The 12,963-nt window shown below is 68.8% G+C and carries 10 protein-coding genes; 9 read left to right on the top strand and 1 reads right to left on the bottom strand.

The window, feature by feature from the left end; genetic code table 11:
- Positions 1–39: 39 nt before the first annotated feature.
- The 4 genes from NFL01S_RS12610 to smc all read left to right on the top strand — a co-directional run bounded on the left by NFL01S_RS12610 (position 40) and on the right by smc (position 5,579).
- Positions 40–516 carry an OsmC family protein gene (locus tag NFL01S_RS12610; RefSeq protein ID WP_062974710.1) on the top strand — a complete coding sequence of 159 codons (477 nt, stop codon included), beginning with the start codon at positions 40–42 and terminating at the stop codon, positions 514–516.
- 2 nt (positions 517–518) lie between these two features.
- On the top strand, positions 519–827 hold the full coding sequence (locus tag NFL01S_RS12605) for an acylphosphatase (RefSeq protein WP_062974708.1): 309 nt from the start codon (positions 519–521) through the stop codon (positions 825–827).
- A gap of 491 nt (positions 828–1,318) precedes the next feature.
- Positions 1,319–1,753, top strand: coding sequence for a DUF1707 SHOCT-like domain-containing protein (locus NFL01S_RS12600; RefSeq protein WP_062974707.1), 435 nt, complete (start codon positions 1,319–1,321; stop codon positions 1,751–1,753).
- Between the two features lie 202 nt (positions 1,754–1,955).
- On the top strand, positions 1,956–5,579 hold the full coding sequence (gene smc / locus NFL01S_RS12595) for a chromosome segregation protein SMC (protein WP_062974705.1): 3,624 nt from the start codon (positions 1,956–1,958) through the stop codon (positions 5,577–5,579).
- A gap of 34 nt (positions 5,580–5,613) precedes the next feature.
- Here the strand turns inward: smc and NFL01S_RS12590 are convergent, their stop codons facing one another.
- The gene (locus NFL01S_RS12590; RefSeq protein WP_033241367.1) at positions 5,614–6,003 is read right to left on the bottom strand and encodes a DUF2237 family protein; all 390 of its coding nucleotides are present in this window, start codon (positions 6,001–6,003) and stop codon (positions 5,614–5,616) included.
- A gap of 178 nt (positions 6,004–6,181) precedes the next feature.
- On the opposite strand from NFL01S_RS12590, the gene ftsY reads away from it, so the two are divergent.
- The 5 genes from ftsY to NFL01S_RS12565 all read left to right on the top strand — a co-directional run bounded on the left by ftsY (position 6,182) and on the right by NFL01S_RS12565 (position 12,931).
- Positions 6,182–7,993, top strand: a complete 1,812-nt coding sequence (ftsY, locus tag NFL01S_RS12585; RefSeq protein WP_062974862.1) for a signal recognition particle-docking protein FtsY — start codon at positions 6,182–6,184, stop codon at positions 7,991–7,993.
- Between the two features lie 255 nt (positions 7,994–8,248).
- Positions 8,249–9,538 (top strand): ammonium transporter, encoded by a 1,290-nt coding sequence (locus NFL01S_RS12580; protein WP_084492643.1) that lies wholly within the window; start codon positions 8,249–8,251, stop codon positions 9,536–9,538.
- 5 nt (positions 9,539–9,543) lie between these two features.
- A complete protein-coding gene (locus tag NFL01S_RS12575; RefSeq protein ID WP_062974701.1) occupies positions 9,544–9,882 on the top strand; it encodes a P-II family nitrogen regulator in 339 nt (112 codons plus the stop codon).
- 125 nt (positions 9,883–10,007) lie between these two features.
- Positions 10,008–12,470 carry a [protein-PII] uridylyltransferase gene (locus tag NFL01S_RS12570; protein WP_174555681.1) on the top strand — a complete coding sequence of 821 codons (2,463 nt, stop codon included), beginning with the start codon at positions 10,008–10,010 and terminating at the stop codon, positions 12,468–12,470.
- Between the two features lie 155 nt (positions 12,471–12,625).
- On the top strand, positions 12,626–12,931 hold the full coding sequence (locus tag NFL01S_RS12565) for a hypothetical protein (protein ID WP_063915929.1): 306 nt from the start codon (positions 12,626–12,628) through the stop codon (positions 12,929–12,931).
- The last annotated feature ends 32 nt before the right edge of the window (positions 12,932–12,963 follow it).

The raw sequence follows: 12,963 nt of genomic DNA, 5'->3' as shown, positions 1-12,963 counted from the left end.
GTGCACGCGGCCCGGACGGTGGGTGGCAGGATCGCAACCATGGCTGATGACACCACCACTGCGGCCGCCGCCGCGGCGCCGGCCGGCGCACCCTCGGGCCCGACCACACTGTGGGTCGAGCGTACGGGGACCAGGCGCTATACCGGGCGCAGTTCACGCGGCGCGGAGGTTCTGATCGGGTCCGAAAGCGTTCCCGGCGTGTTCACACCCGGTGAACTCCTGAAGATCGCGCTGGCCGCCTGCTCGGGGATGAGCTCGGATTTCCCGCTGTCGCGCCGGCTCGGCGACGACTACGACGCCACCATCCGGGTGTCCGGTGCCGCGGATCGCGAGAACGAGGTGTACCCGCAGCTGGACGAGGTATTCGAACTCGATCTCAGCGAACTCGACGAGGCCGCCCGCGAGCGGCTGCTGGTGACGGTGCAGCGAGCGATCGACAAGGTGTGCACCGTGGGCCGGACATTGAAGGCGGGTAGCAAGGTGACGCTGTCCTTCGAGATCGATACGGTCGACTGATCATGGCGGCGGACGATGCGGCGGCGCAGTCGGCGAACGATCCGGTGCGGCTGAGCGCCTGGGTGCACGGATACGTGCAGGGCGTGGGTTTCCGCTGGTGGACCCGGTCGCGGGCATTGCAACTCGGGCTCACCGGGCATGCCACCAATGCGCCCGACGGCAGGGTGCATGTGGTGGCCGAAGGGCCGCGCCGCGCGGTGGCCGAGCTGTTGGCGCTGCTGCGTTCGCCGGCGGCACCCGGCCGGGTGGATCTGGTGGTGGAGAACTGGGAGTCGATCCGGGGCGGGTTGCAGGGTTTCGTGGAGAGATAGGGCCGGCCGGCTGCGCGGCGAGGGTGCTTTCCGGGCCGGCGCTGCTGCCACATGGGTGAGCGACCGATGGCTGGGTGCGTGTGGTGGCCCTGCGCACGGTGGCCGGACTGCCGGCTGCGTTCTCGGGCGACGTCCGGCCGGGTGGATCTGGTGGCGGAGGACCGGGAGCCGGCTCGGGGCGGGCTACCGGGTTTGCTGGAGCGATAAGGGGCGGCCGGCTGTTCCGCGAGGCGGTGCTTTCCGCGCCGACCCTACCGCCACATCTGTGAGCGGCCGGCGCCTCCGTCGGAGACAGAGTCGACCCCGTACGTCGATCGCGGTGCCGGGTATCGCTTGCCGCTGCTCCTGCTGTCCATGGCCGGGCCTGTTCGGGTCCTTCCGGGTAGCGGGGTGCGTCGGGCATGAGCCCAGACGGCCTTGACATTCCACAGTGGGAGTAGCACTATCGGTTTATTCCACAGTGGAGTGTGGTTCGACGTAAGGGGAGCGCTATGGAGATCTCGGCGGGCATCCGCGCCTCGGATGCCGAACGCGATCGATTCGTGCGGGAGCTGGGCCGGCATCTGGGCGACGGCAGGATCGACCTCGCCGAATACGACGAGCGGGTAGCGCAGGTGTACCGGAGCGCCACGCGCGAGGACCTTCAAGGTGTGCTGGCGGACCTGCCCGAGCTGAAGCCGGCTCCCGGCCCCGCCTCGTCCGCGCAGGGATCGCGGTCGCGGTTCCCGATCTGGCAGCGGATCGAGGGCGGCGCGTGGCTGGGTGTCAGTGTGCTGGTACTGGTGATCTGGGCGGCGATCTCACTGGGTGCCGGAGTGTTCACCTATTTCTGGCCCATATGGGTCATCGGCCCCTGGGGTGCCGTGCTGGCAGTGCGTGCGGCAACCGGAATCGAGGCCGGCCGCTGCCATCGTCGAAAGGTATAACGCCCGGTAGCCTCGGTGGTATCCGGTCGGCGGAACCACCGGGCTACGGTGCGGGCCGCCCTCGGCAACCGTGCCGCCATCACCCGCTGCCGATCGGTCACCTCCGGTGCGCCGGATGGGGTTATCTCGCTGCGGCCCTATAGCATGGCTGATCGGCCTGAGCGAGGCGGACAGTACGTGGAGGCGGAAAGGGTCGTCGGCGTTGCATCTGAAGAGCTTGACGTTGAAGGGGTTCAAATCCTTCGCGTCCGCGACGACACTGCGGTTCGAACCCGGCATCACCTGCGTCGTGGGGCCGAACGGTTCGGGTAAATCCAACGTCGTCGACGCGCTCACCTGGGTCATGGGCGAACAGGGCGCCAAAGCACTACGCGGCGGCAAGATGCAGGATGTCATCTTCGCCGGTACCTCCGGCCGCGCCGCGCTCGGGCGGGCCGAGGTCACGCTCACCATCGACAACTCCGACGGTGCCCTGCCCATCGATTACGCCGAAGTCTCCCTCACCCGCCGGATGTTCCGCGACGGCGCGGGCGAATACGAGATCAACGGCAATTCGTGCCGGTTGATGGATGTCCAGGAACTGCTCAGCGATTCCGGCATCGGCCGCGAAATGCATGTGATCGTCGGTCAGGGACAGCTCTCGGCGATCCTGGAATCGCGACCGGAAGACCGGCGCGCCTTCATCGAAGAAGCAGCGGGCGTCCTCAAACACCGCAAACGGAAAGAAAAAGCCGTCCGGAAACTGGACGCCATGCAGGCTAATCTGGCTCGCCTCACTGATCTCACCACCGAACTGCGCCGCCAGCTCAAACCGCTCGGCCGCCAGGCGGAGGTGGCGCGCCGCGCGCAGACCGTCCAGGCCGATCTGCGCGATGCCCGGCTGCGATTGGCGGCCGACGATCTGGTCACCCGGCGGGCCGAGCTGCAGAGCCAGGAAAGCAAAGAAGCCTACGCGCGGGAACAGCAGATCACCGTGCAGAGCGAACTCGACGCGGCCAATGCGGCCCTCGCCCAGCAGGAGTTCGAACTCTCCCGGCTCACTCCCGGCGCCGACGCGGCAGGCCAGTTGTGGTTCCAGCTGTCCGCCCTGGCCGAACGTGTCAACGCCACCACCCGGATCGCGAACGATCGCGCCCGCCATCTGGATACCGCCCCCGCGGCGAATACCGGTCGCGACCCCGACCAGCTCGAAGCCGAAGCGGACCGGGTGGAAGCCGAAGAGGCCGAACTCCGCGAAGCGGTCGAAATGGCCACGGAGACCCTCGAAGCCGCCCGCGACGGGCTCGCCGAACGGGAACACGAAGCCAAGGCGGCCGAACAGGCGCATCTGGCCGCTGTGCGGGCCATCGCCGACCGCCGCGAGGGACTGGTCCGGTTATCGGGACAGGTCGAGAACCTGCGCACCAAAGCACAATCCATCGACACCGAGATCGTCCGCTTGACCACCGCCCTCACCCAGGCGCGGACCCGGGGCGAGGAAGCTCAGCGTGAATACGACGCCGTGCAGGACGAACTGGCCGAACTCGATGCCGGGGAAGCCGGGCTCGACGCCCAGCACGAACATGCCGTAGAGGCCCTCGACCTCGCCGATCACCGGGTCACCGAACTGCGTGCCGAGGACCGCGACGCGGGGCGGCGGGTCGCCTCGCTGACGGCGCGGATCGAAGCGCTCGGCATGAACCTCGCCAGCCGCGACGGCGCGGCCTGGCTGACCGAGCACCAGCCGGCCGGTCTGCTGGGCCCGCTGTCCGAACTGCTCGGCGTGCACGCCGGGTACGAGGCCGCGGTCGCGGCGGTGCTGGGGCCGGTCGCGGAGGCGGTGGTCGCCGATACCGCTGATACCGCGGTCGGTGCCGTGCGGGCGCTCGGGAAGGCCGATGCGGGCCGGGCCGCACTGGTCTACGAGGGTGTCGCCGCGGATACCGGGATCGACGCGGACGAACTGCCCGCGGGGGCGCGCCGCCTGGTCGACGTCGTGAATTACCCCGATTCGCTACGTGCGGCGGTACTCGCGTTGACGAGCCGGGTCGTGGTCGTCGACGATCTGGACCGCGCCGCGGAAGTACTGGCCGCACGTCCGGAGCTACGGGTGGTGACCCGGGAAGGCGATCTGGCCGGAACCGGCTGGCTGGTCGGTGGATCCGACCGCGCGCCCAGCCGCCTCGAGGTCCAGGCCGAAATCGACACCGCCGAAGCGGAACTGCGGGCCGCGCAGCGGCATGCCGAAGAACTCGAAGCGAGCCTGTCCGGGGCACTGGAGGAACAGGCCGACCGCAAGGACGCGGTGGACCAGGCGCTGCTGGCGCTGCACGAATCGGACCAGGCGCTCAACAGCATCTACGAACGGCTCGGCCGGCTCGGCGCGGCCGCGCGAACCGCGACTACCGAATCCGAACGCCTCATCGAACAGCGGGCCGCCGCCGAGACCTCACGGGAAGAGGCCGTCACCGCGCTCGCCGACCTGGAGGACCGGCTCCACCGCGCCGAGCTGGAGCAGGCCGATACCGACGGCGATGCGGTCGGCACCGCCGGTACCGAGGCCGCCGCGCTGGCCCGGGAAGAAGCCGCCGCGGCGCTGGCCGAGGCCCGAGCCATGGAGGTGGAGGCACGGCTGGCGGTGCGGACCGCCGAGGAACGTGCCGAATCGGTGCGCGGTAAAGCAGAAACGCTGCGCCGTTCCGCCCGTACCGAACGCGAGGCCCGGGCCCGCGCCGAACGTGCTCAGGCCGCCCGCCGCCGCGCGGCCCACGTGGCTGCTGCGGTCGGCGAATCCGGAACGGAATTGTCCGCCGAATTGGAGCAGGTGGTGGCCGCTGCCGCTACCCGGCGGGACGACCTGGTGCGCCGGCGCACCGAATGCGCGACCACGGTAGACCAGATCAAGGAGCGGGTACGGGCGTTGAGTACCCAGCTCGGGCAGCTCACCGATGCGGTGCACCGCGACGAGGTCGCCAAAGCGCAGGCCGCACTGCGGATCGAACAGCTCGAGGCGAATATCGGGGAGCAGTTCGGTATCGCGCTCGACGATCTGATCGCCGAATACGGACCCGATATCGCGCTCCCGCCCAGCGAGCTGGAGCTACGCGAATACGAGCAGGCCAAGGAGCGCGGTGAACAGGTCACCGCACCGGCGCCGATGCCGTTCGATCGGGCTTCGCAGGAGCGTCGCGCGAAACGGGCCGAGAAGGATCTGGCCACCCTCGGCAAGGTGAACCCGCTGGCGCTGGAGGAGTTCGCGGCACTGGAGGAACGCTACAACTTCCTGGCGACGCAGCTCGAGGACGTCAAGAAAGCCCGCCAGGACCTGCTGGACGTGGTGGCCGAGGTGGACGATCGCATCCTGCAGGTCTTCACCGACGCCTACGCCGATGTGGAACGGGAGTTCGTCCAGGTCTTCTCGGCGCTCTTCCCGGGCGGCGAAGGCCGGCTGCTGCTCACCGACCCCGGCGATATGCTCACGACCGGTATCGAGGTGGAGGCGCGGCCGCCCGGAAAGAAGGTCAAGCGGTTGTCGTTGCTGTCCGGTGGCGAGAAATCGCTGACCGCGGTGGCGCTGCTGGTCGCCATCTTCCGCGCGCGGCCTTCACCGTTCTATGTCATGGACGAGGTGGAGGCCGCGCTCGACGACACCAACCTGCGCCGCCTCATCGGGCTGTTCGAACAGCTGCGCGAGAAGAGTCAGCTGATCGTCATCACCCACCAGAAGCCGACCATGGAGATCGCCGACGCCCTCTACGGTGTCAGCATGCGCGGCGACGGCATCACCCAGGTGATCTCGCAACGCCTGCGCGGGCAGAATGTGGCCTCCGCGGGCGCCCCGGCGTGATTTCGCTGGGGCACGGTTGCGGCGGTCCGTTGTCTCACAGCAGGTCGCTGACGTCGTCGGGTACGTCTACCGCGTATTTTCGCAGGATTTCCATCGATATCACTTCCAGGGCATTCTCATGGGTCGCCGCCAGAATCACCGGCGCGGCGACACCGTCCTCGTGCGCGTGCAACCAGCGCACCGCCACCACACACCATCGGTCGCCCGGCTGCAGGCCGGGAAAATTGTTCTCCGGACGCGGTGTGCTCAGATCGTTGCCGATGGATGCCTGGTGCTCCAGGAACTCGGCTGTGACGACCGTGCACACGGTGTGGCTGCCCAGATCCTCCGGGCCGGTGCTGCAGCAGCCGTCCCGGTAGAACCCGGTCAGAGGATCGGTGCCGCACTCTTGTAGCGGACCCCCAAGCACGTTTCGATCGGTCACATCGCCGATCCTATTGGCCTGTAGCGAGAACTTCCGCAGGACAAGAAATCTCACCCGTCGTGTTCGCTGGGCTGAGCAGGGAATGTGCAGGGTATGGACGGGCGGGCCCGCCTCCGGCCGCCGCGCGGGCCGGGCGGGGTCGGTGGGAGCCCGGACCGGCTCTGCAAGGATGGGCGGTGTGAGTGCGCAAGCCTGGATTCTGATCGCAGCGATCGCCGCCGTACTGCTGGTCGCGCTCGTGGCCGGCTTCGTCCGGTACAAACGCGGCCGGGTCTCGCTGACCCCGCCGGCGGAGAAAGGGGAACTGGCCGACCGGTCCGGTGGGTACCAGGCGGCCGGCGGTTTCAGTTTCAGTCAGGGCGGGCAGGGAGCCACCGCGGCTCCCGCGCGCCCGAGTCCCGCTGAGCGGACGGATACCGAGGGACAGCCACATATCGGTGACGACGCGGCGATCCCGCGGGACGCCCCCCGCCGCGGTATCACCGATGTACCGCTGCCGGATGCCGTCGACACCGCGACCACCACCGCGCCGGAAGCGCCGGGCGGCGGGGCTCCCGCGGCCTCCGCTCCCACTGCACCGCCGGAGCCCGAGACGGCCCCGCCGCCGGAAACCGGAACGACCGCGGCACCCGAGACCGGAAAGCCTGCGGCACCCGCGACCACCGCGCCCGGCGAAACCGGAACCCCCGCGCCCGCGGAGTCGGCGACCGCCACCCCGCCGGTGGCCGGCACGCCCGCACCGGCGACGGACGAGACGACGTCCACGCCCCCCGCCGCAGACACGTCCCTCTCGTCTGCGGCAGGGACATCGGTGCCGCCCGCGGCAGGGATATCGGTGCCGCCCGCGGCAGACGCAACTGCGCCCCCCGCGGCAGAGGCACCGGCCTCCGCCGAACCCGGGACAACCGCGCCGGAGGCCGGTGGTGCGGCTGCCGCAGCGCACGCCGCCGTACCGGATACCGAGACCGCGCCGCCCGCACCTCCGGCGGAACCCGCCACCGGTGAAGCTCCGGTGGCGGCGCCCGATACCGCGGCCGGCGCCCATCTCGTCCCCGAAGTCGAGGAGATCGCCCCCACCTCCGGCCGGTTGACCCGGCTGCGCGGCCGGCTGTCGCGGTCGCAGAACGCGGTCGGCAAAAGCCTGCTGGGCCTGCTCGGTGGGGGCGACCTCGACGAGGAATCGTGGGAAGAGGTCGAGGACACGCTCGTCCTGGCCGATATCGGCACGGCCGTCACTACCGTCATCGTGGAGCGGCTGCGGGAAGAAATGGCCGCACGTAGCGTGCGCACCGCCGATGAGGCGCGGGCTGTCCTGCGCGATGTGCTGATCGAATCGCTGCGGCCCGAACTCGACCGTTCGGTACGTGCCCTGCCGCACCCCGATCACCCGTCGATCCTGCTCGTCGTCGGAGTCAACGGCACGGGGAAGACCACGACTACCGGCAAACTCGCCCGCGTGCTGGTCGCCGACGGCCGCCGGGTGCTGCTGGGTGCGGCCGACACCTTCCGGGCCGCCGCGGCCGACCAGTTGCAGACCTGGGGTGAGCGGGTCGGCGCGGATACGGTCCGCGGCAAGGAGGGCGCCGATCCTGCCGCGGTGGCCTTCGACGCGGTGGCCTCCGGTATCGACTCCGGCGTGGACGCGGTGCTCATCGATACCGCCGGCCGCCTGCACACCAAGACCGGGCTGATGGACGAGCTCGGCAAGGTGAAACGGGTGGTGGAGAAGAAGGCCTCGGTGGACGAGGTCCTGCTGGTGCTGGATGCGACCGTCGGCCAGAACGGGCTCATGCAGGCCCGGATCTTCGCCGAGGTGGTCGATATCAGCGGTGTGGTGCTGACGAAGCTGGACGGTACCGCGAAGGGCGGAATCGTCTTCCAGATCCAGCACGAACTCGGGGTACCGGTCAAACTCGTCGGTCTCGGCGAGGGCGCCGACGATCTGGCTCCGTTCGAACCGGCGGCTTTCGTGGACGCGCTGCTCGGTTGATCGTGCTCGCCCGGCGGCGTCCAGCAGTCCTGACGAACGGTCGGGTCGCTGCCGGGTGGAGCAGCCTCACAGACTGGAGTGAGCAGCAGGTACGGCGGCGGCAACACATTCGAAACATGCCGGTGTGATCCATTCACGTAGGTGAAACACCGGAGCGTCACGGAGGAAACACCGAATGAGCACCCTTCATTAGCGGGCCCGAAGTCGCGCAGGCGGCGGGCCGGAAGATGAGGGAGGTAACTGGTGGAAACCGTGATCGGGGCACCCAATGCCGGCGATACCGCATGGATATTGACGAGCGCCGCGCTCGTCCTGCTGATGACACCCGGCCTGGCGTTCTTCTACGGCGGTATGGTCCGGGGCAAGAACGTGCTCAACATGATCATGATGAGCGTCAGCGCGATGGCTGTCGTCACCGTGCTCTGGGTACTGTTCGGCTTCTCGGTCGCGTTCGGGACCGACAAGGGTGGGTTGATCGGTGACCCCGGTCAGTTCTTCGGCCTGAAAACGCTGATCGCCGGATTCGGCGACGAATCGGCGGGTGTCCCGCTGTTCGGGACCATCCCGGCGACCGTTTTCGTCGCCTTCCAGGCGATGTTCGCGATCATCACCGTGGCACTGATCTCCGGGGCGGTCGCCGACCGGCTGAAGTTCGGCGCGTGGCTGGCGTTCAGCGCCATCTGGGTCACCCTGGTGTACTTCCCGGTCGCGCACTGGGTCTGGGGTGGCGGCTGGATCATGGAGAAGGTCGAGGCCATCGACTTCGCCGGTGGTACCGCCGTGCATATCAACTCCGGTGCCGCCGCGCTCGCCTTGGCGATCGTGGTCGGTAAACGCGCCGGCTGGCCCAGGACGCCCTTCCGGCCGCACAACCTGCCGTTCGTCATGCTGGGTGCCGCGCTGCTGTGGTTCGGCTGGTTCGGTTTCAACGCCGGTTCCGCGGTGGCTGCCGACGGTGTCGCGGGTGCCGCGTTCGTCACCACGCTGGTCGCCACTGCCGCCGCGATGATCGGCTGGCTCGTGGTCGAGAAGATCCGCGACGGCAAGCCCACCTCGCTCGGTGCCGCCTCCGGCATCGTCGCCGGTCTGGTCGCCATCACTCCGTCCTGTACATCGGTCAACGTGCTGGGCGCGCTGGCCATCGGCGTGATCGCCGGCGCGGTCTGCGCGCTGGCGGTGAGCCTGAAGTTCAAATTCGGTTACGACGATTCGCTCGATGTCGTAGGTATCCACATGGTCGGCGGTATTCTCGGCACGGTGCTGATCGGCTTGTTCGCCGCTCCCGAAGCGCCCGCGGGTGCCGCGGGTCTGTTCTACGGCGGTGATCTCGAGCTGCTGGGCCGGCAGACGCTCGGTGCGGTTGCCGTGCTCGCGTATTCCTTCGTGATTGCCTTGGCGATCGCCTACGCGATCAAGTTCACGATCGGTCTGCGTGCCGACGCCGAAGCGGAGTCCACTGGTATGGACGACTCCGAACACGCGGAGACCGCATACGATTTCGCTGCACTGGGTGGAACCGCTCGTTCGGCCGGCAAGGAGGCATGAACCCCATGAAACTGATCACCGCAATCGTCAAACCGTTCACGCTCGAAGACGTCAAAACCGGCCTGGAACAGGCGGGCGTATTCGGTATGACCGTGAGCGAGGTCCAGGGCTACGGCCGGCAGAAGGGCCATACCGAGGTCTACCGCGGCGCCGAGTACTCGGTGGATTTCGTCCCGAAGGTCCGGGTCGAGGTCGTGGTGGACGATGCCTCGGTGGACCGGGTCGTCGATCTCATCGTCGATGCCGCGCGTACCGGCAAGATCGGCGACGGCAAGGTCTGGGTCAGTCCGGTCGAGACGATCGTCCGGGTGCGTACCGGCGAACGCGGCACCGACGCTCTATAGGACCTGCCGCGTCCGCAGCGCGCGAGAACGCAACGCGCGTGGAGTGTATGTAAACAACGACAGCGGCCCCGCTCCCACCGTTTCCGGTCGGGGCGGGGCCGCCTGTGTGACGGGTGGTGGTTCGGTTGGATGAAGACCGGCAGAAAAGGGAGCAGGGGCGGGCCGGCGCCGGACCGGCGGGTAAAGCTGTGGAGCTGTCGAACGGCGCCGCCGATCTGGTCCGTGCCCGCGATCAGCTGCTCGGCGGCGGACACCCCCGGCATCCGCGCCTGGATGCCGAATCACTGCGGTCGGCACTGGTCGACCTGTACGAGTTGTGGCTGACCAGCAAGAGCACCGAGGTCGGGATAACCCCGGACAGCGGCCTGGCGATCATGGCCGTGGGCGGGCTCGGCCGGCGCGAGATGCTGCCCTACTCCGATCTGGATCTGGTGCTGCTGCACGAGGATATGGATCCGAAGCGGGTCGCCGAAATTGCCGACCGGCTGTGGTATCCGCTGTGGGACGCCCACATCAAACTCGACCACAGTGTGCGCACGGTGCCGCAGGCGTTGAAAGTCGCCGCCGATGACCTGGTCGCCGCGCTCGGGATGCTCGATGCCCGCCATATCGCAGGCAATCCCGAACTGAGCGACCGGATCATCGCCGGTATCCGCAGGGATTGGCGTCGCGGTATCCGCGGTCGCTACGACGAACTGCTCACCGGGGTCCGCGCCCGCTGGGACCGCAGCGGGCAGATCGCCCACCGCACCGAACCGGATCTGAAGAGCGGCCGCGGCGGGTTGCGCGATATCCAGCTCTTGGACGCGCTGGCCATCGCACAGCTCACCGATGCCATGCCGGGCCTCGGACCGGAGACGCCGGGTGGTGGCCTGGCCCAGGCACACCGTCGGCTCCTGGACGTTCGCACCGAACTGCACCGGGTCGCGGGCCGGGCCCGGGACCAGCTCCGCGCCCAGGACGCCGACGAGATCGGTGCGGCATTGCGTATCGGTGACCGGTTCGATCTCGCCCGTACCCTCAGCGACGCGGCCCGCACCGTCGGCTATTCGGTGGACGTCGGGTTGCGTACCGCGGGCAATGCATTACCGCGGCGTGGGCTGGCGCGGCTGCGGCGAATGCCGGTGCGGCGGCCCCTGGACGAGGGTGTCGTCGAACATGCCGGTGAGGTGGTGCTCGCCCGGGATGCCCGGCCGCAACGCGATCCCGGCCTGATCCTGCGGGTGGCGGCGGCGTCCGCACAATCCGGCCTGCCGATGTCGGCGACCACCCTCAACCGGCTGGCCGAGGACGCCCCGGAGCTGCGCGAGCCGTGGCCGAAAGACGCTCTCAACGATCTGCTGGTGCTGCTCGGTTCCGGCCGGGGGGTGATCGACGCGGTGGAGGCGCTGGACCGTACCGGCTTGTGGGGCAGGTTGCTTCCGGAATGGGGCGCGGTGCGTGACCTGCCGCCGCGCGACGCCCTGCACGTGTGGACCGTGGACCGCCATTCGGTGGAGACCGTCGCCTACTCGAGCGCGTCGAGCACCCGCGTCGCCCGGCCCGATCTGCTGGCGCTCGGTGCGCTGCTGCACGATATCGGCAAGGGCCGCGCCGAGGACCACTGTGTGGTCGGCGCCGAACTCGCCACCCAGATCGGCCGCCGGATGGGGTTGTGGCCCTCGGATGTGGAAATTCTCAGCTCCCTGGTGCGCCACCATCTGCTACTGCCCGATGTGGCCACCCATCGTGATATCGACGATCCGGCCACCGTGCAGTACGTGGCGGATGCGCTGGACCACGATCCGCGGCGGCTGGAACTGTTGCATGCGCTGGCGGAAGCGGATTCGCTGGCCACCGGACCAGGTGTCTGGGGGGATTGGAAAGCGACGCTGATCGGCGAACTGGTCCGGCGCTGCCGCACCGTGATGGCGGGTGAGGAACTGCCCGAGCCCGAACCCGTACCGCAGGAGCTGCTCGCCCGCGCCGCTGCTGGTGGAGTGGACGTCGAATTATCCCAGGGCGACGATAAATACACCTACGTCGCCACCGTGATCGCCCCGGACACCCCCGGTTTGCTGGCCGATACCGCCGGTGTGCTCGCACTGCATTCGCTGCGGGTGCTGTCGGCGTCGATCGGCGCGGCAGGGGAGTCGGCGATCAACACCTTCGTCGTGACACCGGCCTTCGGGTCACCACCGGATGCCGGGCTGCTACGCCAGGAACTCAAACGCGCCATCGCCGGTGACCTCGATGTGCGTGCCGTTCTCACCGCACGGGAACGCGATACGGCCGCCGCGGCCCGCTACGCCCGGGCCGAACCGTGGTTGTTGTGGACACCGACCCAGGGCGTGGGCCGGTTCATCCTGCAGTTACGGGCGGAGGATCGTATCGGCCTGCTGTGCCGGTTGTCCGCCGTACTGTCGGGTGCGGGCGCCGATGTGCGCTGGGCCAAGGTGGTGACCATGGGATCGTTCGTGGTCGATGTCTTCTGCGTGGAATTGGGCGACGATTCCGGTCCGCAGCGGCGGTTGGCGATCGAAACCGCGATCCTGGCGGAGGTTCCGCAGCCGGCGCCGCGCAAAACCCCGGAGCAGGAACGGCCCTGAGGCGCCCGCCCGAGCGGGGACGCCTCAGGGTGTGTGTGTCCAAGGTCACCGTTGAGCGTCGATTGCCCTCCAGTTGCTGACGGGTCCTGAGTCGCGGGAGATCCGGCCCCTACGATTCGGGAGTCAGCTGTCGCGCTCATGAGGGGAGCAGGTCGGTGGCAATCCAAGTGGTGACCTCGTCGATCATGACCAGCGATATGACCCCTCATATCGCCCGATGTGTGGGCGACGCCTACTGGGTGGTGACCTGGCTACCCGGGCGGACGCTCACCGAACCCCAGGCGATGGCCGCCATGACCGTGGCCGCCGCCGTCGCGACCACCGGCGTCCCGCCGGACGACGACTGGTCGCAACTGGACTCCCTGGCCCGCGGACTCGGCCTCACCGGCCGGGAAGCGGCCTACCTGGTCGCCGTGGAACAGCACGACTACCAGCGCGGTTTCTCCACCCCCGCGAGCTGAACCCGGCAGCCTCGTATTCTCGAGTGTGGCGC

Origin of the sequence: Nocardia flavorosea NBRC 108225 (genome assembly GCF_001613385.1) — a bacterium.
In the GTDB taxonomy this organism is placed as follows: domain Bacteria; phylum Actinomycetota; class Actinomycetes; order Mycobacteriales; family Mycobacteriaceae; genus Nocardia; species Nocardia flavorosea.
This window is presented reverse-complemented; position numbering and strand designations above follow the sequence as displayed.

Bases quoted from the DNA above. Each gene is read 5' to 3' on its own strand.
- NFL01S_RS12610 (WP_062974710.1), top strand. From the start codon at position 40: ATGGCTGATGACACCACCACTGCGGCCGCCGCCGCGGCGCCGGCCGGC.
- NFL01S_RS12605 (WP_062974708.1), top strand. From the start codon at position 519: ATGGCGGCGGACGATGCGGCGGCGCAGTCGGCGAACGATCCGGTGCGG.
- NFL01S_RS12600 (WP_062974707.1), top strand. From the start codon at position 1,319: ATGGAGATCTCGGCGGGCATCCGCGCCTCGGATGCCGAACGCGATCGA.
- NFL01S_RS12575 (WP_062974701.1), top strand. From the start codon at position 9,544: ATGAAACTGATCACCGCAATCGTCAAACCGTTCACGCTCGAAGACGTC.